The sequence below is a fragment of the Sphingomonas sp. MA1305 genome, from assembly GCF_016107325.1.
Taxonomy (GTDB): domain Bacteria; phylum Pseudomonadota; class Alphaproteobacteria; order Sphingomonadales; family Sphingomonadaceae; genus Sphingomonas.
Map to the genome: position 1 here is coordinate 361069 of NZ_RCVT01000002.1, position 24097 is coordinate 385165.

Sequence of the window (24097 nt, forward strand, 5' to 3'; positions counted from 1 at the left end):
CCTATCGGCGGGAGCGGGCATTCATGCCTTTTCCAGCGTGCACTGCAGCGGATGCTGGTTCTGCCGCGCGAAGTCGATGACCTGGCCGACCTTGGTCTCCGCGACCTCGTAGGAGAAGATGCCGCAGACGCCGACGCCCTTCTGGTGGACGTGCAGCATCACCCGCGTCGCCTCCTCCATGTTCATGCGGAAGAAGCGCTGCAGGCACAGGACGACGAATTCCATCGGCGTGTAATCGTCGTTGAGCATCAGCACGCGATACGGCGTCGGCTGCTTGGTCCGCGTACGCGTCTTGGTGGCGAGGCCGGTGCCCGTGCCATCGTCCTGACCATCGTCGCGGCGCTGCGCCATGTGGATCGGTTCGGCTGTCATGATGAAGCGTCGAAATATGGCACGCCGGTGCGCCGGGGCAAGGCCCTGTCGCCGCAAAAAGGGCGACCGCATCGCTGCGGCCGCCCCTTTCGTCCCATAATCGGGAAGGCCGTGCGTCAGGCAGCGACCTTGATCTTCTCCGCGGCGAGCGCGACGCGGTTGGAGATCGGCTGCGCGATCTCGCCAGCGAGCTTCAGCACCGCCTCGGCGCGCGCCGAGCTTTCCGCCACCAGCGAGTCGAACGCGTTGCGCGTATAGTCGCTGTGCAGCTTGAGGAATTCGGTCGGCGACTTGACGCTGGCGAGCTGCTTGGCGGCGGCGGTCGCCTCCTCGAACGCCTTCTTGGCGTAAGCGACGCTGTCCTGGCTCAGCGTCTCGAGGCCGCGGGCGGCGACGCGCGACGATTCGACCAAAGCCTCCAGATTGCCGCGGCCGAAGTCGGCGGCGTCCTCGAAATACTTCTGGCCCTTTTCCATCGCGCCCTTGGCGCGGTCGCCGGCCTCGTTGAACAGGGTCTCGGCCTTGGCCGTGGCGTTGTCGACGGTGCTCCTGGCGGTATCGATCGTGTCCATGCTGATGTCCTTCGCTGCGGGTGCGGCAGGCGCGACGGGCGCTGCGGCGGGGGTGGGACGCACGGGCGGTGTCGCCGCGCGCGGGGCCGGCTGTGCGCCGGTCGGCTTGATCGGTTCGGGCTGCGCCGCGACCGGCGCCTCGTGCGGGGCGGCGGGGGCGGCGAGTGCGGGCGGGATCGCCGGTGCGGCGGCGAGCGTCTGCTGCACCACATCGGCGGCACGGGCGATGGCAGCGGATGGCTTGCCGGCCTTCGCCGACTTGCGGGCGGGCTTGGGGGGCGAGTCTGCCATGGTCCTGCTCCAGCGTTTTGCTGCACTGCACAATAAGGCCTGATTCGGCCGGATGCAAGAGAAAACGCTACGAAATCCGCTCTTCAGCGGGCGCGGACATAGTCCCCCGGTGCGTCGGCAAGCGCGGGTAGCGCGCCCTCCCCCGGCCGGCGTGCGCCGTCGGCCGGCACGGTCGCCTCGCCGTGGCCACGCAGCCAGGCCGCCCAGTCCGGCCACCAACTGCCGCGCGTCTCGGTCGCGCTGGCGACGAACTCGTCGAGCGAGTCAGCGGCGTGATCGTTGGTCCAATATTGATATTTGCCCGCCGCCGGCGGATTGACGACCCCGGCGATATGGCCCGACCCGGCGAGCACGAAGCGCAGCGGTCCGGTGAACAAATGCGTGATCTTCCACACGCTTTCCGGCGGCGCGATATGATCTTCGCGGCCCGCCTGGACATAGGCTGGCGTCGCCACCTTGGTCAGGTCGAGCGGCACCCCCGCCACCGACAGCGCGCCGGGCCGCACCAGCAGGTTGTCGCGGTACAGATCGGTCAAATAGGACAGATGCCATTTCGCCGGCAGGTTGGTGACGTCGCCGTTCCAGTGGAGCAGGTCGAAGGGCGCATGATCCTTGCCGAGCAGATAGTTGCTGGTGACGTAGCTCCAGATCAGGTCGCGCCCGCGCAACAGGTTGAAGGTCGCGGCCAGGTAGCGCCCGTCGAGGAACCCCTGCGGCGACAGCGCGCCGATCAGCGCGAGCTGCTCGTCATCGACGAAATGGGTGAGGTCGCCCGCCGCGGCGAAATCGACCTGCGCGGTCAGGAAGGTGGCGGAGGCGACCTTGTCCGCCGCGCCGCAGGCCGAGAGCAGCGCCAGCGTCGCCGCCAGCGTCGTGCCCGCCACGCAATAGCCGATCGCATGCACCGAGGGCACGTCGAGCAGGCCGCGGACGGTGTCGATCGCATCGACCTGCGCACCGACATAATCGTCCCAGATCACGTCCTTCATCGTCGCGTCGGCCGACTTCCACGACACCATGAAGACGGTGAGGCCCTGGTCCACCGCCCAACGGATGAAGCTCTTCTCCGGCGTCAGGTCGAGGATGTAGAAGCGGTTGATCCACGGCGGGAAGATCACCACCGGCGTGGCCAGCACCTGCTCCGTGGTCGGCGCATATTGGATCAGTTCGTACAGCGGCGTGCGCTTCACCACCTTGCCCGGCGTCGTCGCCAGGTCGCGGCCGATCTCGAACGCGCCCGCCGGGCTGTGCGTCATCTGCCCCTTGCCGATGTCCGCGAGCATGTGCTGCAGCCCGTCGAGCAGGTTCTGGCCGCGCGTTTCGATCGTCTTGGCCATCACCTCCGGGTTGGTCGCCGGAAAGTTGGACGGGCTGATCGCATCGACGAAGCCCTTGGCGGCGAAGCGGAGCTGCTGCTTCTGCTTGTCGTCCAGCCCCTCAAGCTGGTCGACGCCGCGCAGCATATGATCGGCGACCAGATTGTAGCTGCGCCGCAGCCAGTCGAACCAGGGATCGTCGCGCCACGCCGGATCCTTGAACCGCTTGTCGCGTGCGTCGCCGTCCGAGGCGGCGGGCGGCGGCGGCGCGGCGGCGGGATCGAGGAAACGCTGCCACAGCGTCAGGCTGTCGGTCCAGAAATCGCGCACCTGGGCCGCGGCGGGCGTGTCGGTGACGCCCGGCAGCCGGGCGGCGTCGAACCAGTCGAGCCCCTGCTCCATCGCCATCTGCTGCGCGCGACCCATCACCCAGGTCCAATGCTGCAGTTCGGCGAGATCAGGCGTCGAACGGGGATCCTTCGGGTCGGCCATGGCGCTTCCTCTCCGCCGGCCGGCATAGCGGCTTCGCGCCACGCGGGGAACCGGCATTGCCGCCGAGTCCGGCAGAGGGCGGGAAATGCGCTTGCTCCGGCGCGACGAACCGGCCTAGCTCCCTGAAACAGCGAAGGAAGAGCGGGAATGGTGCGGATCGACAGGCGGACCTATGTGAGGATGATGGGCGGCGCCGCCGCGGCGGCGCTGGTGCCGGCGCCGTTGCTCGCAGAGGCCGTGGCGCCCGCCGCCGGGCCGGACGATGCCGCGCTGCTCGCCTTTCTCGATGCGGCGTTTGACGCGCAGCTTGCGCTCAGCCCGCAGGGCCAGACCAGCCTCGGCCTCAAGACCAACAACGACAAGCTCGACGATTATACCGACGCCGCCGCGCAGAAGAGCCTGGCACTGGAGCAAAGCCAGCTCGCCGAGATGAAGCGCCGCTTCCCGCTCGCGCGGCTGGGGGCGCAGGCGAAGCTGAGCTATCGGCTGTTCGAGGATCAGGTCGCGACCGACGCGCGCCAGTTCCGGTTCCGCGACTATGCCTTCCCCGTCTCGACCAACGGCAGCCCGGCGGGCGAGATCCCGGTCTTCCTGATCAACGAGCATCGCGTCGACAGCGTCGCCGATGCGCGCGCCTATATCGCGCGGCTGCGCGACACCCGCCGCGTGATGCAGGAGGTGGCGGCGAAAATGCGCGCCCAGGCGGCCAAGGGCATCGTCCCGCCCCAGATGGTGTTCGCGCCGGCGCGCGGCGACGCGCGCAAGGTGATCACCGGCGCGCCGTTCGACGGCGGCGCCGGCAGCACCGTGCTGGCCGATTTCAAGGCCAAGGTCGGCAAGCTCGACGCACCCGCCGCCACCAAGACGCAGCTGGTCGCCGACGCCACCGCGGCACTGACCGGCCCGTTCCGCCAGGGCTTCGACGTGCTGTTCGCCGCGCTCGATGCGATCGAGCCGCTGGCCAAGGGCAATGACGGCGCCTGGAGCCTGCCCGGCGGCGATGCTTACTATCAGGCGCGACTGGCCTATTACACCACCACCGACCTGACCGCCGATCAGATCCACCAGCTCGGCCTCGACCAGGTCAAGGCGATCCATGGCGAGATGCAGGCGGTGATGACGCGCATCGGCTATACGGGCACGCTGCAACAGCTGTTCGCCGAGCTGCGCACCAGTCCCCGCTTCAAATATTCCAACGACGAGTCGGGGCGGCAGCACTATCTGGCCGACGCGCGCGCCGCGATCGCCCAGACCATGGCGGCGGCGCCGCGCTTCTTCCGCCGCCTGCCTAAGGCGGCGCTGGAGGTTCGCGCGGTCGAGCCGTGGCGGCAGGAGACGGCGGCGGTCGCCTTCTACAACCAGCCCGCGCCCGACGGCTCGCGCCCCGGCATCTTCTACGTCAACCTGGCCGACATGACCCAGGTGCAGAAGCCGCAGGTCGAGGGCATCGCCCATCACGAGGGCGCGCCGGGCCATCATTTCCAGATCGCCCGCGCGCAGGAGCTGACCGGCGTGCCCAAGTTCCGCCGCTTCGGCTATTACGGCGCCTATACCGAAGGCTGGGGCCTCTATTCGGAGCGGCTGGCAAAGGAGATGGGCGCCTATGCCGATCCCTATGCCGAGCTCGGCATGCTGTCGCTGCAGGTCTGGCGCGCGTGCCGGCTGGTGCTCGACACCGGCGTCCATGCCAAGCGCTGGAGCCGCGACCAGGCGATCGCCTATTTCACCGCCAATGCGCCGCTGTCGCAGCGCGACGTGGTCAAGGAAGTCGACCGCTACATCAACAACCCCGGCCAGGCGACCAGCTACATGGTCGGCCAGCTGCGCATCGCCGCGCTGCGCCGCAAGGCAGAGGCCGCGCTCGGCAGCCGCTTCCAGCTGCCCGACTTCCACGAGGTCGTCCTTGCCAGCGGCGCGCTGCCGCTCGGCGTGCTCGAGGAGCAGGTCGACGCTTGGATAGGCGCGGCCAAGGGCTGAGCGCTTTCCCCTACCGAGGTTCGCAGAGTGTGAGGGGCCGTCCGACCGTCGGGTCTGGCGGCCTTTTGCTACAACAGGTTGAGCCAGAAGACATTTTTTGCGGCTGAGAGCGCACCGCACGCAACATACGGTCTTGACAGCACCATCTTCGCATAACGTATACCCTGACAAATAAGCTGAGCAGATTCAGCAGAAACAGGGGAAATGGCATGGCACGGGGAGCATTGCTGACTTCGGGGGCGGTTGCGGCGTTGATGATCGGCACTGCCGCTTATGCGCAGGATCGACCCGTACCGCCCGTCATCACCGATCAGGATGCGACGACACCACAACCCGCCGACGAGGACGTGATCGTCGTCGGCCTGCGTGAAAGCGTGAAAAAGGCCGTCGACCGCAAGCGTCGGTCGAAGCAGATCGTCGATTCGGTGGTTGCAGAGGATGTCGGCAAGTTGCCCGACAACAATGTTCCGGAAGCGCTCTCTCGCGTCTCTGGCGTGCAGATCGACCGTGCGCGCGGGGAAGGGCAGAATGTCACGATCCGCGGCCTCTCCGACGTGCAGACCACGATCAACGGCAACGAGGCCGGAACGGCCGGCACACGGGCGCTCAACCTGGCCGACATTCCGGCCGAGCTGTTGAAGTCGGTCGACGTCTACAAGACGCGAAGCGCCGACCAGGTTGAAGGCGGCATCGCCGGCACGGTCAACGTCGAACTGCGCCGGCCGCTCGACCTGGTGAAGGGACTGACGCTCGCCGGCAGCTTCCGCGAAACCTTCTCGGACCTCGGCGACACCAAGAGCCCCTATGCCAGCCTGCTGGTCGCCGAGCGGTTCGACACGCCGATCGGCGAGATGGGCTTCCTGGTCAATGGCTCCTACACGAAGAACAATTACTTCGAGAACTATATCGTCAGTGAATCGCCGCAGCAGATCGGCTTCTTCACCGGCAGCGGTTCAAATTCGCGTCTTCCGGTATCACAGCAGAACACGATCATCCCCTATGCGATCAATTACGGGGTCGAAACCGGATCGGTCGAACGGCCGTCACTGAACGTCGCTTATCAATGGCGCGCTAACAGCAGGCTCGATTTCGTCTTGGAAGGTTCGTACTTCGGCGTCCGGTCGACCGACAAACGGAACAATATCCGGATCCAGACCAACAGTGACCAGGGATCGTACAGCAATCTGGTCGCCAACAGCGATGGCACCATCCGGTCGGTGACGATCACGAACAACGGCAACGAAGGCGTTCCGGGCGGGCCGCTGGCCATCTACCAGAAGACGAAGTCGGACACCTACAACACCAATTTCGAAACGCATTGGAACTCGGACAAGGTACAGATCAACCTCGGCGCCCAGTACAACTGGACCGATGTCTACCAGTATTTCGACCAGACGCAGTATCGCCTGACCGGTGGCAATGTCATCAATGTCGATTTCAATTCGCCGCTGGTGCCGGGCGGCGGCCCGTATGTCACCTATCCAAATAGCGACCTCGGCAACCCGGCCAATTACAAGCTGTATCAGGTCCATGATCAGCGCGGCGACAATCAGGACACGCTGTTCGCCGCGAAATTCGACGTGACGGTGCAGGCGAGCCCGACCGGGCTGGTTCGCTCGCTGCAGTTCGGATCACGCTTCTCGAAGCGGACCGCCTATCGCGACTATGGGTATCGCGACGCCTTCTACTTCAATACGGCGGCCGCACCGACGCTGGGCGCCGTCTCGTCCGCGACGGGCATCGGTATCTCGTCGGTGACACCGCAGATCGCCAACGCGCCGACCTGGTACCAGCTGAGCGGAGCGGGCACGTATGATCGCTTCGGCGCGTTGCGCACCTACATCATCAACAACGGTGCCGATTTGACCGGGCGCGATTGGACCCTCCCGGTACCCGCCACCACCGATCCCGGCGAAAGCTTCCAGGAACACGAACGGACCTTCGCCTTCTATGGCCAGATGAACTACGCGTTCACAGCCGGCTTTCCCGTCGATGGCGAATTGGGCCTCCGGTACGTCAACACCTGGGGCAATGCGGTCAGTTCGCGCTATCAGTGGCGTGCATTTCTGCCGAACGGCACACCGGATTACGGTCAGGGGGTCATTTACACGCCGATTGGCAGCAAGGCCAATTATGTCGACCTGATTCCGAGTGCGACCGCGAGGCTGCATCTCACGCCCAAGCTACAATTGCGCTTGTCGTACACGCACAACGTGCAGCGTCCGGACTTCTACAGCATGCGGTCGGCTGTGAACATCCTCGATGCCACCACGGCGGGACGGGTCTATTCCGGCAACCCCGATCTCAAGCCAGTGCAGGAAAACAATTACGATGCATCGCTCGAATATTACTGGGGCCAGGGCGGCCTCGTGTCGGTGGGCGCGTTCCTAAAGAATCAGACCGGCTTTATCTATTATACCGAACAGCGCGAAGCAGTAGCGGGGCTCGCTCCGAACCCTAACGCCGCAGACGGGCTCTATATCGTCGGAAAGCCGCGCAACGCTGGACCCGGCAAGATCTTCGGCATCGAGTCGCAGCTGAACACCTTCTTCGATTTCCTGCCCGGCTTCGCTCGCCACTTCGGCGTCAACGCGAACTTCACCTACATTCCGACAGCGTCGCTGCAATTGGGTTATGCCGACACTGTAGCCGATACACAGGGTCTCTACGACGCTCCGTTCACATCGAAGTACAGCGGCAATGCGGCGCTGATTTACGAAACCCCGGTGTTCAGCGCGCGCCTCGCCTATAATTTCCGTTCGAAATACAAGACGGGGATTGACTATGTGAACCCTGGCTACTCCGTCTACAATCGGGGTACGTCGCGCCTAGACGCCGCGATCAACGTCACGCCGGTCAGATATGCGACCTTCAGCCTGGAGGCGACCAACCTGCTGCACGACAATACGCCATCGTACTTCGGCGCCTATAATGCGCTGCCGGTCGGCATCCGGGTGCAGGCGCGCACCATCCAGACCAGTGTGCGCTTCCGGTTCTGACCGACGCATGGTCATGTCCGCCGCGGCATGGCCATGCACCGACCAAGAGCTGGCGCTCCTGATAGAGTGATCGCTCCATTTCGCCCCGGACTGGCCTCGCCGCGTCACGACGGGTAAGACTCGGCACACCTTCCCACCACAAGGTGCCCCATGTCCGACGACTTCTACCGCATCAAACGCCTGCCGCCCTATATCATCGCCGAGGTCAATGCGATGCGGGCGGCGGCGCGCAGTGGTGGCGAGGACATCATCGACCTGGGCATGGGCAATCCCGACCTGCCGCCGCCGCCGCACGTGATCGAGAAGCTGGTCGAGGTCGCACAAAAGCCGTCGGCGCATGGCTATTCGCAGTCCAAGGGCATCCCCGGCCTGCGCCGCGCCCAGGCGAATTATTACGGCCGCCGCTTCGGGGTAGACGTCGATCCGGAGACGGAGGTCGTCGTCACCATGGGGTCGAAGGAGGGGCTGGCCAGCCTCGCCACTGCGATCACCGCGCCCGGCGACGTCATCCTCGCGCCCAATCCGTCCTATCCGATCCACACCTTCGGCTTCATCATCGCCGGCGCGACGATCCGCGCGGTGCCGACGACGCCCGACGAAGCCTATTTCCAGAGCCTGCAGCGCGCGATGGAATTCACCATCCCGCGCCCGTCGGTGCTGGTCGTCAACTATCCGTCCAATCCGACCGCGGAGACGGTCGACCTCGCCTTCTACGAACGGCTGGTCGCCTGGGCGAAGGAGAACCAGGTCTGGATCATCTCCGACCTCGCCTATTCGGAGCTCTATTATGACGGCAAGCCGACCGTCTCGATATTGCAGGTAAAGGGCGCCAAGGACGTCGCGATCGAATTCACCTCGCTCAGCAAGACCTATTCGATGGCCGGCTGGCGGATCGGCTTCGCGGTCGGCAACCGGAAGCTGATCGCGGCGATGACGCGGGTGAAATCCTATCTCGATTATGGCGCCTTCACCCCGATCCAGGCGGCGGCCTGTGCCGCGCTCAACGGCCCGCAGGACATCGTCGAGGCGAACCGCCAGCTCTATCACAAGCGTCGCGACGTGCTGGTCGAAAGCTTCGGCCGCGCCGGCTGGGACATTCCCGCGCCGCCCGCCTCGATGTTCGCCTGGGCCCCCCTGCCGCCCGCGCTGAAGCACTTAGGCAGCCTTGAGTTCTCCAAACAATTGCTGACTCACGCCCAGGTCGCGGTTGCGCCAGGGGTTGGCTACGGCGAGAATGGGGAGGGCTTCGTGCGCATCGCGATGGTGGAAAATGAACAGCGGCTGCGCCAGGCGGCGCGCAACGTGAAGCGCTACCTCGCCAGCATGGGCGTCAACACGCCGAGCCGGAACGCGGGTTGAGCCCTTCACCCAGCGCGCATTCGGGTTCCCGCCCGTGCAGGAGTCCAGAGCCGCCGACCATGCGCCTTGAGACGATGAACGACGGCGTCCGCGCCCGCAGCGCCGACGCCGACCGGATGGCCGCCGAATGACGATCGAGCCGCTCTACTCGCTGGCCGGTGTGCTGGTCGGCGTGCTCGTCGGGCTGACCGGGGTCGGCGGCGGATCGCTGATGACGCCGATCCTGGTGCTCGCCTTCGGCTTCCACCCAGCGACCGCGGTCGGTACCGACCTGCTCTACGCCGCGGCGACCAAGACGGTCGGCACCACCGTCCACGGCTGGCGCGGCACGCTCGACTGGCGGATCGTCGGGCGACTGGCGACCGGCAGCGTGCCGGCAACGATCGTGACGCTGCTGCTGCTCGGCCGCGCCAGCGAACATTCGCCGGCGACCGAGCATCTGCTGGCAACCTTGCTCGGCATCGTCCTCGTCGTCTCCGCCGTGGCGACGCTGCTCCGCCACCGGATCGTTGCGGCGCTGACGCCGCGGCTCGGCGAACGCGAGGGGCGGCGGCCGGGGCTGCTCACGATCCTGCTCGGCGCGATCCTCGGCGTGCTCGTCTCGCTGACGTCGGTCGGCGCCGGCGCGCTCGGCATGACCGCCCTGCTCGTCCTCTATCCGCGCCATCCGCTGAAAAGCCTGGTCGGTGCCGACATCGCGCATGCGGTGCCGCTCACCCTGCTCGCCGGCGCCGGCCATTGGCTGCTCGGCTCAGTCGACCTCGGCCTGCTGGGGTCGCTGCTGATCGGCTCGATCCCCGGCATCGTCGTCGGCAGCGTGCTCGCCGGATCGATGCGCGAGAGCGTGCTGCGCCCGATCCTGGCGACGGTGCTCGCCATCGTCGGGGTCAAGCTGCTGTTCTGAGACCCGTCGGCCGGACGGAGCGGCCTGAATGCGACGGGATCACGTCCGGTTGCCGGCCGCTTCGCTCCGGCAATAGCGAACGTCAGCGTGACCCGACGCCGCCGTGTGTCCGGCATCATGACGGTATCGCGCCGGGCCGCCTGCGACCGTGATGGAGAGCGTGCCGCGATCCATGGCCGCATGTCGCGCTACGGAGGGAGGCGTGGAGCGGGCCTCCCCATGATCGGCCGCACAACCCGCCTCGGACAGCTATATTGCTATTGCGAGTCTGTCGCATCTCCGAGTAGAGGCACCAGCCATGCCGACCAACGCCCATGCCCTGACGCGTGTGCTGCTTGAAGAACGCGGCGCTTTGCTGCGCCTCGCGCGGCGCATCGTCCGTACGATGGCGGCGGCGGAGGATGTGACGCAGAGCCTGTGGCTGCGCATCCAGCAGGTCGACCGGTCGGTGCGGATCGCCGATCCGCGTGCCTATCTGATCACATTGACGCGCCATCTCGCGTTCGATCAGCGACGCGCCGAGCAGCGTCGGCAGGCGCTGCTCGCGTCCGACACGGACGGCCAAGAGATCGCCGATGCCGCGCCGCCCGCCGACCGTATACTCCTCGACCGCGAGCGGCTGGAAGCGGTACGTGCGGCGCTGCGCGATCTGTCGCCACGCTGTCGCGAGATCCTCTACCTGCGCCGCATCGAGGGGCTGACCGCGAGTGAGATCGCGGCGCGGCTCGGCATTAGTCGTCAGATGGTCAACCGTTATGTTGCGCAGGCCGTCCGTCATTGCCTCGGTCGGATCGAGCCCGACGGGTGAGTGCCCTCGGCCCGCGCCGCTGCGGTTTCCATTCGCCGGCGTCGATCGTCCTCGATGATGGAGACGCGCGCCGAGGCGCAGCGACGGCGAACAAGGAGAGCGGCCGATCCGCGATAGAATGAACGAGCAGGCGGCGCAATGGCTGGCGGATCGCGAAACCGGCAGCTGGACAGCCGCGGACGCGGCGCGGCTGACGGCGTGGCGCAGCGCCGATCCGCGCCACGACCGCGCCTTCGCGCGTGCCGAGCGTCTCTGGCACGCGCTCGACGGCACGATGATCGCGCCACCCGCGATGCCGCGCCGGCGTATCGCCACGCCGCGGCGGATCGGCGCGACGGTCGCCGCCGCGCTCGTGGTTGTGATGGCGGTCGCGGCGGACCTGCCGCTTCGCTGGCGCGCCGATGCGATGACGGCGACGGGCGAGATCCGCCGCGTCCCCCTGCCCGACGGCTCAGTCGCGACGCTCGACACCGCCTCGGCGATCGCGATCGCGGCGGATGGCCGCACCATCCGGCTGCTGCGCGGCGCGGCGGCCTTCCAGGTCGCGGCGCGGCACGGCCAGGCATTCCGCGTCGATGCCGGCGCGGGACGCAGCGTCGCGCTGGGCACGCGTTTCCTCGTCGCGCGCACGGCGGCCGGCGCGCGTGTGATCGTTACCGAACATCGCGTCGCCGTCGCAATTGCCGGCCACCAGGTGGTGCTGAGCGCGGGCGAGGCGGTGGACTATGACGGCGAAGGCCTCGGCCCGCCCCGCCCTGTCGCGATCGCCGATGTCGAGGCGTGGACGCATCGCCGCCTGCGCGTGGTCGACCGGCCGCTGGGCGAGGTGGTGGCGACGATCGCACGCTATCATCGCGGCTATCTCGGCATCGCCGGGTCGGCGCTCGCACGGCGGCGGATCAGCGGCACGTTCGATATCGGCGATCCGCTGCGCGCGATCGACCTGATCGAGCGGACTTTAGCGATACGGTCGATCCGACTGACATCGCACGTCATTATCCTCCACGCCTGATCGCCGCGGCAAAAAAGTCAGCGCTGCGGGTTTCCAGCCGCGATCCTCGACCGTCCAGCGTTATTGAGGACGCCTCGCATTAGCGTCGCGTCCGGGGGTAACAGCTGGGGGAGTGTGAGACGTGACGACCTATCACCGCCGGGGGGCGGATCATCGCAGAACGGGGCCGACGCGGCTGATGCTGCTCGCCACCGCCGCAGCCATATGGGCAGCACCCGCCGCGCGCGCGCAGACGGCGAGCTATCACATACCCGCCGGCTCGCTCGCCGAGGCGATCAACACGCTCGCCGAGCAGAGTGGTGCGCAGATCGTCTACGACGGCGCGCTCGCCAGCGGTCAGCATGCACAGGCGCTCGACGGCCGATTCGATGCCGCGGACGCCCTGTCGCGCCTACTCGCCGGATCGGGCCTGACCTATCGCCGCACCGGCGACCGCAGCTTCACGCTCGAACGTCTGCCGCAGACCGGCGACGACGGCGTCCAGCTCGGCGCACTCCGCGTCGAGGCGCGCGCAGGCACCGGCGGCGATGCGCAGACCGCGGCGCCACGGCAGGCCGGTGATCGTGCCGCCGCCGATCGCCCCTATCGGAGCCCCGGTGCGAGCGATTACATCAGCCGCGAGCAGATCGCGCGCGTGCCGGTGACCTCGACCGGCGACCTGTTCAAGCTGGCGGCCGGCGTGATCTCCAGCGGCAATCGCAACGGCGATTCGGTCGACATCAACATCCGCGGCATGCAGGGCTATAGCCGCGTCGCCATGCTGGTCGACGGTGCGCCGTCGGACAGTTCGGATTATCGCGGTTACAACGGCAGCCGCAGCCGCCTGTCGGTCGAACCCGCGTTCCTCGCCGGAATCGCGATCGACAAGGGACCGAGCGGCGGCCCGGGCGGCGCGGGCTATAGCGCCGGCGCGGTCGATGCCCGCACGCTGACCGCGCTCGACGTGCTGCGGCCGGGGCGGACGTTCGGCATCCGCTGGCAGGCGAGCCTGGGCGACAATGCAGCGGCCCCGCCACCCCCGCCCGAAGGCTGGAAGACCTATTCGCGCGAGGAGACGCCCGACGACTGGCACGAACATCATCCCGGCACGACCGACCGGCCCGGCTTCCTGACCAGCCGCCGCTTCCAGGGCAATGTCGTCGCCGCCTGGGCGAACGAACGGTTCGAGCTGCTCGCCGGCTACGCGCACACTGCCAACGGCAATTATTTTTCCGGCCGGCACGCCAACGGCTATGACCGTGTGGTCGGCGAAGAGGGCTATCCCCCGCATTATGCCGATGCCGCCTATGCGCCGGGCTATCAGGTCTACAACACCTCGCGCTACGCAGATTCGGTGCTGCTCAAGGCCGGCGCGACCGTCGGCGCGCATGCGCTCAAGCTCAGCTACATGCTGTATGACAGCCGCTTCGGCGAGCATGACTCGGAATCGGTGATGCCCAACGCCGCACCCGATTATCCGGTGATGCCAACCGAACAGCCGCCGATGACGATCCACAGCGATACGGTCACCGCCCGCTATACGCTCGCGCCCGCCAATGGCGCGGTCAACCTCCACCTCGATCTCTGGTCCGTCGCCAAGAAGGAGCGGTTCTGGAACGACGAGAAGGCGGGTCTCTTCTCCGACGATCCGATCCCGCAATATTTCCGGCAGCACAATATCGGCGGTGCCCTGTACAACGACTGGCATGCCGCAGGGGGCTGGGGCGACCTCCGCGTCCGCGCCGGGCTGAGCTATGCCGAAGAGCGCGGTCGCAACGACCCCGTCGAATGCGACGGCACCCGGATCGCAGAGACCAAGAACGCCCCCTTCTGTCATGCGCGCACGAGCTTCTTCAATCCGGAAGGCGAGCGCGACATCTTCAGCGTCTATGCGCAGACCGTCTATACGCCGGTGCGCTGGCTGATCTTCAACGGCGACCTGCGCTACGACACCTACCACGTCGCGGCGGTCGATCCGCGCAACGACCGCGACGGCCGCCGCCTCAACCCGAAGGCAGCGATCACGCTCGAACCGGTCACCGGCGTGCAGCTGTTCGCGCAGCAGGCCTATGGCTGGCGGCCGCCGAGCCTGCGCGAGATGACGATGACCTTCAACGTCACGCCCAATCCCGATCTCAGGCCCGAACGCGTCGACAATCGCGAATATGGCATCAACCTGCTGCGCGACACGCTGTTCGGCCGGCCGATCAGCCTGCGTGCGAAACTAAGCTATTTTGACAATCAGACGCGCGATTACGTCATCCGCATCCGCCCGCGTCGCGGCGCCAAGACCTGGTCGAACATCGACGAGGCGCGGCATCGCGGCTGGGACGCGAGCGTCAAGATCGATGCCGGCCGCGTATTCGGCGACCTCGCCTATATGCGCTATGACGAGATCCTCTATTGCCAGACGCCGGACAGCTGCAAAGCGGACGTCAACCGCTTCGCCGGGCTGCCGACGGACTATCAGGCGAATTACGTACCGCCGCGCGACAATGGCAGCGTCACGATCGGCGGGCGCCTGCTCCACGAGCGGGCGCTGACGATCGGCGCCCGCGCCGATTTCAACGGCGCGATCTTTTTCGAAACGGGCGAGAATGGCGCACGGCAGACGCAGCCGCAGACGATCTGGTCGAGCTTCGTCAACTGGCGGAAGAACGACCGGCTCGATCTGAACCTCAGCGGCGAGAATCTGACCGACGAATATTATTACGACCCGATGATCGTCGGCCGAGTGCCGTCGCCCGGCCGGACGATCAAGGCGACGGTCACGCTCCACCTGTGACGCTGGCCTTCGCTTTCGCATGGGCGCGGCGGTGAGCGGGATGCGTTCCGTTACGCGCCGCCCGGCGCGGTACAGCGATCGGCCCGCTGGGTGGCGCGCGCGCGGTGTCGGGCTCGCCGGCACCGCGATGCTGGCCGGCTGCGGCGCGATGGCTGCGCTGCTCGACTGGCATGGCACGCCGCCGGCACCGCCCCCCGCGCCGGCACCATTGGTGATCGGCCTCGTCGCACCCGCCTCCCCGCCGGAGGTCACGCCGCGTGCCCATAAGGCGCCGGCACCGGTCGACCATCATCGCACCGCCGCGGCACCACCACCGGATTCGCCGCCGCCGCCAAGTCCGACCCTGCCTGCCATCGCCGCCGCCGCAGCGTCCGCGTCGCCCGTTGCGGCGGAGGCCGAGCCGCTGCCGCCGTCGCCGGATGCCGCGCCGGACACGATCGCCGCCCCGCCCGCACCGCAACTCGCCGGTCATGGCCCCGACACCTGGGAGGCGCAGATCATGGCGCGGCTGCAAAGGGTGCGCCGCTACCCCGAAGCGGCGCGGCGGGCGGGGCAGCAGGGCGAGGTCGTGCTGCGCTTCCGCCTGACCCGCGACGGCCATGTCCATGCGGCGGCGATCGTCCGCGGCTCGGGCTGCGCGGCACTCGACCGCGCCGCCGAGGAGACGCTAGCGCGCGCCGATCCGCTGCCGCCGATCCCGCCGGACCGGCCCGATGCGATCACTTTGACCGTCGCGATCCAGTTTGCGGTGCGCAGCCGCTGACCCGACGCAAAGGATCGCCGCACCGGTGCGGAACCTGGACCTCACGCAGCACCTCTCTCCCGATGACCCTCGGTTCACAAGCGCCCGAAAACGCCAGCGATCGCCTTACTCCAGCGCCAATGCATCGTGTCCGCTCGACAATCGCAGACGATCGCCGGCCCCTAGCCGCCGTTGCTATGATCGATCCCTGTTCTCGAATTTCTGCCCCACGCCGGGCGTTGCCGTGCTGCAACAGTCGCCGAGAAAGCGGTTACATGATCGTGGCATCGATTGTCGCCAGTCCGTTGCGGCCATAAAAAGGGATCAGGGCGTCGGACGAACCGCGCCTTTGGGTGATCTCGGGAGAGGATAGTGTTGTCCATTTCGCGTCGCAGCCTTCGGGTTGCGCTTCTGCTCGGCGCTGCCGCGCTGCCCCTGGCTCCGGCCGCAGCCCAGACGGTGGCGAACGACACGCCCCCGGCGACCGGCCAGACCGATCCGAACACCGCCCCCGCGCAGAGCAACGAGGATCTCGGCGACATCGTCGTCACCGGCACGACCTCGCGCGATCGGCCGCTGATCAGCGCGTCCGCCGACATCACTTATGCCAATCGTGACGCGATCGACCGTCGCGCGCCGCGCTCGACCGCGGACATGCTCGAGCTGGTCCCCGGTATCTTCGTCGAGGGTACCGCCGGCCAGGTCTCGAACAATTACTCGGTCCGTGGCCTGCAGGGCGGCGGCCAGCGCTTCATCCAGCTCGAAGAGGACGGCATGCCGATCCTCTACGGTGGCGGCGGCGCCGACTTCTTCTTCGATCAGGATCTGACCATCGACCGGCTCGAAGCGGTCAAGGGCGGATCGTCGGGTGTGTTGACGGTCAACGGCGCCGGCGCGACGATCAACTTCATCTCCAAACGGCCGAACTTCGACCACGCCGAGGGCCAGGCGCGCGTCACCGCATACAATTACGGCATGAAGCGCGGCGACTTCTATTATTCCGCGCCGATCAGCGACAAGCTGGCGTTCAACGTCGGCGGCTACATCCAGTCGAGCCCGGGTGTCCGCGACAATCCCTTCGACTATGCCGGCTGGCGCCTGAAGGGCATGCTGGAATACAAGTTCGACGGTGGCGGCTTCATCCGCCTGTCGGCCAAGGGTGGCGACGTCGAGAACGCCTATTACGCCGACCAGCCGTACAGCTTCACCAACAACAAGCCCGGCGGCATCCCCGGCCTCGACACGCAGTTCGGCAATGTCGGCGGCGACGCCTTCTCGAACATCGCGGTGCCGGTTTCGACCTTCGCCCACCCCAGCGGCTTCCGCGAATTCCGCTATCGCGACGGCATCAAGGCGAAGACGGCGCAAATCCGGCTCGACGTCGAAAAGCCGGTGTCGGACACGATCGATCTGTTCGCCCACGCCCGCTATCTGAAGTATTCGTACGACTTCAATGGTCTGTTCCCCGGCTCGGGTACGGGCAATGCGGGGCTGACCAGCGCGGTCAACTATCTGACGCCGGGCGCGACCTCGCCGATCAACGATCTGCTGACGGCCGGCGCGGCCGCCTATCCGACCGCAGCGCGGTTCGGCATCCAGAATCTGCGCACCGGCGTGGTGCTCGGCGCCAACCAGACCGCGGCCCTCAATGCGCTGAACGGCAACGGCTTTCTGCAGCGCACGACGCTCAACCACGACTATATCGACGGCCGCGACCTCGGCATCAACGCCGGTGGCCGCTGGGAGATCGACACCGGCGGCATCAAAAATTCGCTGACCGCCGGCGTCATGTACTATAACGTCAAGCGGTCGCAGGATCAGTCGGCGACCGCCAGCGTCGTCAACGACGTCAAGACCAACAGCGACATCTACGATATCGTCGCGCTCAACGCGAACAACCAGGTGGTCGGCGTGCTGTCCGACAATGGCCTGGTGTCCTATGGCGACTGGGGTGCGGGCATCCGCGAGCGGCTCGACAGCACCGTCTCGCTCTATGCCAATGACGAATTCGCGATCGGCGACCTGCGCATCGACGGCGGCGTTCGGTGGGAGAGCGACAAGGCGACGGCGCGCGACGGCAATGCGCTGGCCACCAACCAGGCGGTGCAGCCCGGCGTGGTCGGTGTCGTCCGCAATGTCGGTTCGAGCTTCGACGGCACCTTCACCGAAACCAAGCGACTGCGCCAGAAGGCGGCGTACACGATTGGCGCCAACTATCTGTTCACACCGAACTTCTCGATCTACGCCCGCTACGCCAACGGTTTCCAGACCAACACCACCGATCCGATCACCACGATCGAGCTGTACGAGGCGGGCGTCCGCTATCAATACGGCAAGCTGTTCTCCGGATCGGCGACGGTGTTCCGCACCAACTTCCGCAACCAGAACTATAATTTCTCCGACCCGAACAATCCGTCGCAGCAGGTCAATCTGAACGCCAATTTGCGCACGATCGGTGTCGAACTCGATTTTGTGGTCCGGCCGATCGATTGGTTCGCCGTCGATTTCCAGGGTGTTTTCCAAGACCCGAAGCTGCTCAACCTGCAGCTCAACGGCGTCGACGCGGGATCGCAATATGAGGGCAACCGACCGGAACGCACGCCGGCACAGCTGTTCACGATCAGCCCGACCGTGCAGCTGCCCCACGGCCTCGGCGAGGTCTACGGCCGCTACAAATATATCGGCAAGATCTACGCCGATAACGGCAACGGCATCGCCCTGCCGAGCTATGGCGTGACCGGCGTCGGCGTCAATTTCAACGTCAGCGATCGGGTCCAGCTGAACCTGAACGCCGACAATATCTTCGACGTCGTCGGACTGACCGAAGGCAACCCGCGCCAGGGCCAGACGCAGGCGGTGACCAACGGCTATTTCTACGCCCGCGGCATCGTCGGCGCGACCTATGGCGGTTCGCTGACGTTCAAATTCTGATCGGCGACGATTGCGTTGCGAGCCTTGGCTTGCCCTGTGAGGCGCGGCGGCTATCCAGCTTGCCGCGCCTCTGTTTCGTCGGGAGAATGGCAATGACGCGGATCGTGATGACGCTGCTCGCCGGGGCGGCGATGGCGGCGGGCCTGGCGGCACAGGGACAGCGGCCGCAGCACGGCGACGTGCCTGAGCTCGCCTATCAGGTCACTGAAGGACAGAATCTCAACGCCTTCGTGCGCGACGGTGAAGTGGCCGCACATCTGTTGCTGCGCAACGGCATCGACCCGCGCATCCTGATCGCTTTCCCGGCCGGCAATAGCGGCGTCGGCTTGTGGTTCGAATCGCTCCCTCGCCCCGCGACGTGGACGCTCGACGCGGCTCCGCGACCGATCACGCTGCAGGACGACAAGGGCCGCCCGCTGCACGGCATCATGACCGAGACGACCATCACGGTGCCGCGCCTGGCGTTCAAGCAGGCGGTGCTTTCCAACGTCCGCTTCCTGCGCGACTATCAGTCGGTCGGCCATTTCCCGCCCGAGGTGGCGACCCGGCCGCAGGTGGCTGCCGACCGGATCGTCTGGCGGCGCGACCGGCTCGACGGCGCGCCCGGCTATCGGCTCGAACTGCGCGTGATCGAGGGGCGTCTCTCGGCATCCGGCATTGAAGCGGGTGCGGGCGGTAGAATACGGATCGCGATCGTCGCGGCGACGGGCGAGACGCCGCTCCACGGCATCCCGCTCGACCAGCTGCTCGACGCACGCGCGGCGAACGACGCAGGCGCCCGGAACGCGTTGCGCTTCCTCAGCTATCAGGAAAAATTCAACGCCGGGTCGTGGCGTTTCAACACCTATTTCGGCCGCGACACGTTGATGTCGCTGCGCTTGCTGATGCCGGCGTTGCGCCCACCGGCGATCGAGGCCGGGCTAGGTGCCGTCCTCGCGCGTCTCGGGCCGCAAGGCGACGTCGCTCATGAGGAGGGGATCGGCGAGTTCGCCGTGGTCGAACATCGCAAGGACGGCCGTGGCGGCGACGGGGCCACGCTGGACTATGGCATGGTCGACGACGATTACATGCTGGCGCCGGTCGCTGCGCCCTATCTGCTCGGCGACCCGGCCGCCGCACGCCGCTTCCTGGCCCGGCCGATCGCCAGCGTAGCGCATCCCGGCGCTTCCGAAAGCGCGGGTGCCGGCCTGGTGCGCAACCTGCGCTTCGTGGTGGCGCAGGCCCAACGCTTTGCCGCCGCGCCGCGGGCGACCAACCTCGTCGGCATCGACGATGGCCGCCTGACCGGTGAATGGCGCGACAGCGAAGAAGGGCTGGGGCGAGGCAAATATGCCTATGACGTCAATGCCGTTTTGGTGCCGGCTGCGCTGGAGGCAGGGGCACGGCTGCTCGCCGCCGGGCTGCTCGATCCGTATCTGAGCCGAGCCGATCGCCAGGCATTGGCCACCGCCGGAACCATGGCGGCGACCTGGCGGGCAAAGGCACCGGATCTGTTCCGCATGTCATTGCCGGCCGCCGAGGCCGGGCCGCTGATCCGCCGCTATGCTGCCAGCGTCGGGGTCCCCGCCGAGCCCGCCCTCGCAGCATTGGGCACGGCGCCGCTGACTTATCATGCCATCGCCCTCGATGCGCAGGGACGGCCGGTGCCGATCATCAATTCCGACGAGGGATTTGCGTTGCTGTTCGGCACCCCCGACCCGGCCGCGCTCGGCACCTACGTCACCGCGTTGATGCGGCCGTTTCCCGCCGGCCTGATGACCGACGTCGGCCTGCTCGTTGCCAATGCCGCGCTCGCCCCAGCGGAGGTGCAAGCGCGCTTCACCCCGGCCGCCTATCACGGCGCGGTTGTCTGGTCCTGGCAGCAGGCGCTTTTCGCCGCAGGGCTGCAAAAGCAGCTCGCGCGAAGCGACCTGCCGCCGACGACGCGGCGGACGCTGCTCGCGGCACAGGCGACGCTGTGGCGCGCGATCGAGGCGACGAGGGCGACGCAGAGTTCCGAGCTTTGGTCCTGGACCTATCAGGGCGGGCGCTATCGGGTCGTGCCGTTCGGGGCGGGCAAGCTGGATGTCGACGAGTCCAATGCCGCGCAATTGTGGAGCACCGTCTATCTCGCGGTGCAGCCGCCCCGCTCGCGGCGCTGATCAGCGCGTCCGGCGATCGCGCCTGATGCCACTCGCACCGCGATCAGCTTCGGCTAGGACGTCCCGAGCTGCAGGAAGGCGGTGACGGTCAGCCGCCCGTGCGCGGGATCGGCGCTCAACAGCGTATCGGGGGCGATGGCTCCGCTGTGCAGCATCGCGCTCCGGTACACGACCGCGCGATTGTAATCGCCGGAGACGCCATCTATCCGTTCGAACAGCGGCGTGTCACCGGCGATATAGGCCTGCGCCGGCGGTGTCGCCGCGATCTCCCGCGCCAGCCGCTCGCTATAATGGGGCCCGCGCGACGCATCGATCGTTTCGAAACCCGTGCTGCGATGCCGAAAGAAAGCGGTGCCGTCGCCGCCTGCCGGACTGAGATAGTGGACTAGCGCGATCCGGTCCGCGTCAAGCGCGTCGACATGCGGAATGCGCTGCGGGATGGTCAGCGCATCCGCCGATGTGGTGACGATCGCGAAGCTCGCGTCGATCAGCGCAATACCACCGCCGGCGCCGAATACCTCACGCAATACCAAGGTCAGCGCCGGGCGAACGCGCGCGAAATAATCCGCCGGCAACGGCGCGCGCAGGCCGGGGTAATGGTGGCGCCCGGGTTCGAAACGCGCGGTGACCGCAACGTCGCGAAGGGCATCGGGATCGGGGTGGAAGCCGTCGACGATCGCGATCGGCTGCTGCTCGACACCGACCCGCCGGGCGCTGATCCGCGCGGTCATACCGTCCCGCCGATCAGGGCGGCGAGCGCGGCGTCATGCTTGGGCAAGGTCGGTGCGGCACGGGCGATCAAGTCGGCAATCTGTCGCACCTGTGCGCAATTGGTCGCCGCGTCGATCGTATCGGCGAGCGGATTATAGTCGTCTGCGCCGATCCCCTGCCCGTCGAGCACCGCCAGCCAGCTCGCCTCGCGGAAAAGATCGTCGCTGCCGACCATCAACCGGCCGGCCCGGCGGTAATGATCGATCCGCATCGCCAGGCTTTCCGGTATCGCCATCGCGCGCGCCGCCCGCCACAGCGGTTCGTCGCGCGTTGTCGCCCGATAATGGAGGATCAGGAAGTCCTTGATATTGTCCATATCGGCCGCGAGCAGCGCATCGTAACGCGCCGCCAAGGCCGGATCCATGTCGCGGTCCGGGAATAGTGTCAGCAGCTTGGCGATACCGCTCTGGATCAGATGGATGCTGGTCGATTCGAGCGGCTCGAGGAAACCCGAGGACAGGCCGATCGCGACGACGTTGCCGATCCAGCTGCGCCGGCGCCGCCCGGCGAGGAAACGCAGGAAGCGCGGTTCGGCCATGGCTTCACCATCCAGACGCGCGAGCAGCGTCGCCGCCGCCTCGTCGTCGGACAGGTGCGCGCTGGCATAGACATAGCCGTTGCCGGTACGATGTTGGAGCGGGATGCGCCATTGCCAGCCGGCCGCACAGGCGGTGGAACGGGTATAGGGCGTGGTTTCCGCGACGCGCGCGCACGGCACCGCCACCGCGCGGTCACAGGGTAGCCAGTGCGACCAGTCCTCATAGCCGGCCCGCATCGCCCCCTCGATCAGCAGCGCCCGAAATCCAGAGCAGTCGATGAACAGGTCGCCATCGAGCCGCTCGCCCCGCTCGGTGACGAGCGCGGCGACATGGCCGGTCTGTCCATCGCGCTCGACATGGTCGAGCTTGCCCTCCACGCGTCGCACCCCCGCCGCTTCGGCAAGGTCGCGGAGGTGGCGGGCATAGAGGCCGGCATCGAAGTGATAGGCATAGCCCAGGGTAGACAGGATCGACCGCGGATCGGCGACCGGCTTGGCGAAGCGGTTGTCTGCCGCCAGCTGTTGCGCCAGCGAAAAGGCGGCCAGAGGCCTGTCGAGCCCATCCTGTCGGGCCTTCAACCAGCGCTGGTGAAAGGCGACGCCGGGAAGCGGTACGCCATAATGGCCGAACGGATGGAAGTAGCGGTGTCCCGGCCCGCGCCAGTCGACGAATTCGATACCCAGCTTGAAGGTCGCCTTGGTGGCGCGGAGAAAGGCCGCCTCGTCCAGCCCGATCAGCTCGTTGAACCAATGGATCGTCGGGATCGTCGCCTCGCCGACGCCGACGGTGCCGATCTCATCCGATTCCAGCAGGGTGATCGCGACCCGGCGGCCAAAGCTGCGCGACAGCGCCGCGGCGGTCATCCATCCCGCGGTGCCGCCGCCCAGCACCACGACCCGCGCGACGCGACGCGCCCCTGCTTGCTCCGTCTCTGGCATCGATCCGCGTGTAGCGACAGCACCGCCTGCTGACGAGGGCCGATCGGGGTCGCGCGCGGCCGCAACACGCCGACGATCGCCCGAGCGGTACGTATTGGAACCGATCGAAGTCATCCCGACGTGCTTGAACAGCGCAATGATCCCGTCCGCTGCGGCGGTCGGAATGCCAAACCGGGCCAGGGGCGCCGTGGTCGCTCCGCCACCCGTGGGCGACACGTCCGGATCGCTCACCGGCCAGTCGCCGCCGAGGGACTTAGCGAGCTTGCTACGCTCGTAATTTGCGGATCTACATCCTGCTGCGCAGGGAGGGCTGGCCGGTGAACCACAAGCGGGGCTACCGGCCGTATCGAGACGATGGATCGAGCTTCGGCTCGGCGTCCTCGTCGCAAGGTCAGCGCGGCGAACCGCGAACGCCAGCCTGCAGCCTCGCCCCCCGACGAGATGTGGCCGATAGCTGCGGGCGTTGACGGTGGTCGACGCGTTCACCCACGAGGCGCTGGCGATCGACGTCGATCAGGCAATTCGCGGCAAACAGGTCGCCTCGGCGGTGACGCGCAGCGCGTCGGTGCGTGGGGGGCCGAAGGCCATTCGGTTCGACAACGTTCCGGAGTTCATCTCGAACGTGCTTGACCGGTGGGCGTACGAGAACGGCCTCACGCGGTGCTTGGCTGGCTGACGCCAGCCGAATATCCTGCATCCTTCGGAGTTAACCGAAGGATGCAGGCCAGAAGCTCGCATCGTGCCAGATGAGAAACCGGGGGGACCGTCAGATACCGATCGATCTCTGCTCGCAGCTGGATGAAAGACTGGGTCACGTCAGGGTATTCGACCATCGATCCGGACAATACCGCTACCGTTCATGCGGCTCGTGATGAGCGGAAAGCCGCGGTAGTTGCGCGCGATTGCGCAGCGATCGACCGATGAGCGGCGCAACACCGATGGCGTCGCAACAGCGGCCCGCGTGTGGGTCGTGGCGCACACTGGGAAGTGCCTTCGAACGCTAAGGTGGGAAAGCCGGATAGAAGCTGGTCGGACACGCAGAAGGCGGCGCAGAGCGCGGATTTGAGGTTACACCGTTGGGAAGGCCGGACAAGCCCTTCCGCGTTGAAGCTGCCAGCGGCAAATCGTGCAACACGCGCCGGCGTTGAGGCAAAATATTTTCTAGCGGG

15 protein-coding genes and 1 pseudogene are annotated in these 24097 nt (G+C 66.9%); 11 read left to right on the forward strand and 5 right to left on the reverse strand.

Annotated elements, in window-relative coordinates:
- Positions 1-21 precede the first annotated feature (21 nt).
- From clpS to D9601_RS09635, 3 genes are all read right to left on the reverse strand, one after another.
- Positions 22-351 (reverse strand): ATP-dependent Clp protease adapter ClpS, encoded by a 330-nt coding sequence (clpS, locus tag D9601_RS09625; RefSeq protein ID WP_198354443.1) that lies wholly within the window; start codon positions 349-351, stop codon positions 22-24.
- Between the two features lie 137 nt (positions 352-488).
- Positions 489-1235, reverse strand: a complete 747-nt coding sequence (locus D9601_RS09630) for a phasin family protein (RefSeq protein WP_198353782.1) — start codon at positions 1233-1235, stop codon at positions 489-491.
- Positions 1236-1318: 83 nt separating this feature from the next.
- Entirely contained in the window at positions 1319-3043 is a 1725-nt protein-coding gene (locus D9601_RS09635) for a PHA/PHB synthase family protein (protein WP_198353783.1), read from the reverse strand.
- A 147-nt stretch (positions 3044-3190) separates the two neighbouring features.
- On the opposite strand from D9601_RS09635, the gene D9601_RS09640 reads away from it, so the two are divergent.
- The 10 genes from D9601_RS09640 to D9601_RS09685 all read left to right on the forward strand — a co-directional run bounded on the left by D9601_RS09640 (position 3191) and on the right by D9601_RS09685 (position 20680).
- Positions 3191-5020, forward strand: coding sequence for a DUF885 domain-containing protein (locus D9601_RS09640; RefSeq protein ID WP_232474029.1), 1830 nt, complete (start codon positions 3191-3193; stop codon positions 5018-5020).
- Positions 5021-5229: 209 nt separating this feature from the next.
- The gene (locus tag D9601_RS09645) at positions 5230-8019 is read left to right on the forward strand and encodes a TonB-dependent receptor (protein ID WP_198353784.1); all 2790 of its coding nucleotides are present in this window, start codon (positions 5230-5232) and stop codon (positions 8017-8019) included.
- A 150-nt stretch (positions 8020-8169) separates the two neighbouring features.
- The gene (locus D9601_RS09650; protein WP_198353785.1) at positions 8170-9378 is read left to right on the forward strand and encodes an LL-diaminopimelate aminotransferase; all 1209 of its coding nucleotides are present in this window, start codon (positions 8170-8172) and stop codon (positions 9376-9378) included.
- A gap of 127 nt (positions 9379-9505) precedes the next feature.
- Entirely contained in the window at positions 9506-10282 is a 777-nt protein-coding gene (locus D9601_RS09655) for a sulfite exporter TauE/SafE family protein (protein WP_198353786.1), read from the forward strand.
- A 298-nt stretch (positions 10283-10580) separates the two neighbouring features.
- Positions 10581-11090 (forward strand): RNA polymerase sigma factor, encoded by a 510-nt coding sequence (locus tag D9601_RS09660; protein ID WP_198353787.1) that lies wholly within the window; start codon positions 10581-10583, stop codon positions 11088-11090.
- 118 nt (positions 11091-11208) lie between these two features.
- Entirely contained in the window at positions 11209-12102 is an 894-nt protein-coding gene (locus D9601_RS09665; RefSeq protein WP_198353788.1) for a FecR family protein, read from the forward strand.
- A 121-nt stretch (positions 12103-12223) separates the two neighbouring features.
- The gene (locus D9601_RS09670) at positions 12224-14866 is read left to right on the forward strand and encodes a TonB-dependent receptor (RefSeq protein WP_198353789.1); all 2643 of its coding nucleotides are present in this window, start codon (positions 12224-12226) and stop codon (positions 14864-14866) included.
- Between the two features lie 40 nt (positions 14867-14906).
- The gene (locus D9601_RS09675) at positions 14907-15629 is read left to right on the forward strand and encodes an energy transducer TonB (protein WP_198353790.1); all 723 of its coding nucleotides are present in this window, start codon (positions 14907-14909) and stop codon (positions 15627-15629) included.
- Between the two features lie 354 nt (positions 15630-15983).
- Positions 15984-18539, forward strand: coding sequence for a TonB-dependent receptor domain-containing protein (locus D9601_RS09680; protein WP_232474030.1), 2556 nt, complete (start codon positions 15984-15986; stop codon positions 18537-18539).
- Positions 18540-18631: 92 nt separating this feature from the next.
- Complete coding sequence (locus tag D9601_RS09685; protein ID WP_232474031.1) at positions 18632-20680, forward strand: hypothetical protein; 2049 nt, start codon at positions 18632-18634, stop codon at positions 20678-20680.
- Between the two features lie 53 nt (positions 20681-20733).
- Here the strand turns inward: D9601_RS09685 and D9601_RS09690 are convergent, their stop codons facing one another.
- Both D9601_RS09690 and D9601_RS09695 read right to left on the reverse strand, forming a co-directional pair.
- The gene (locus D9601_RS09690; RefSeq protein WP_198353791.1) at positions 20734-21411 is read right to left on the reverse strand and encodes a DUF6445 family protein; all 678 of its coding nucleotides are present in this window, start codon (positions 21409-21411) and stop codon (positions 20734-20736) included.
- On the reverse strand, positions 21408-22928 hold the full coding sequence (locus D9601_RS09695) for a tryptophan halogenase family protein (RefSeq protein WP_198353792.1): 1521 nt from the start codon (positions 22926-22928) through the stop codon (positions 21408-21410). Before D9601_RS09695 ends, D9601_RS09690 begins: the two co-directional genes overlap by 4 nt.
- A 281-nt stretch (positions 22929-23209) precedes the next feature.
- On the opposite strand from D9601_RS09695, the pseudogene D9601_RS19800 reads away from it, so the two are divergent.
- Positions 23210-23586: pseudogene (locus D9601_RS19800) on the forward strand (DDE-type integrase/transposase/recombinase); the annotation flags it as partial.
- Between the last annotated feature and the right edge of the window lie 511 nt (positions 23587-24097).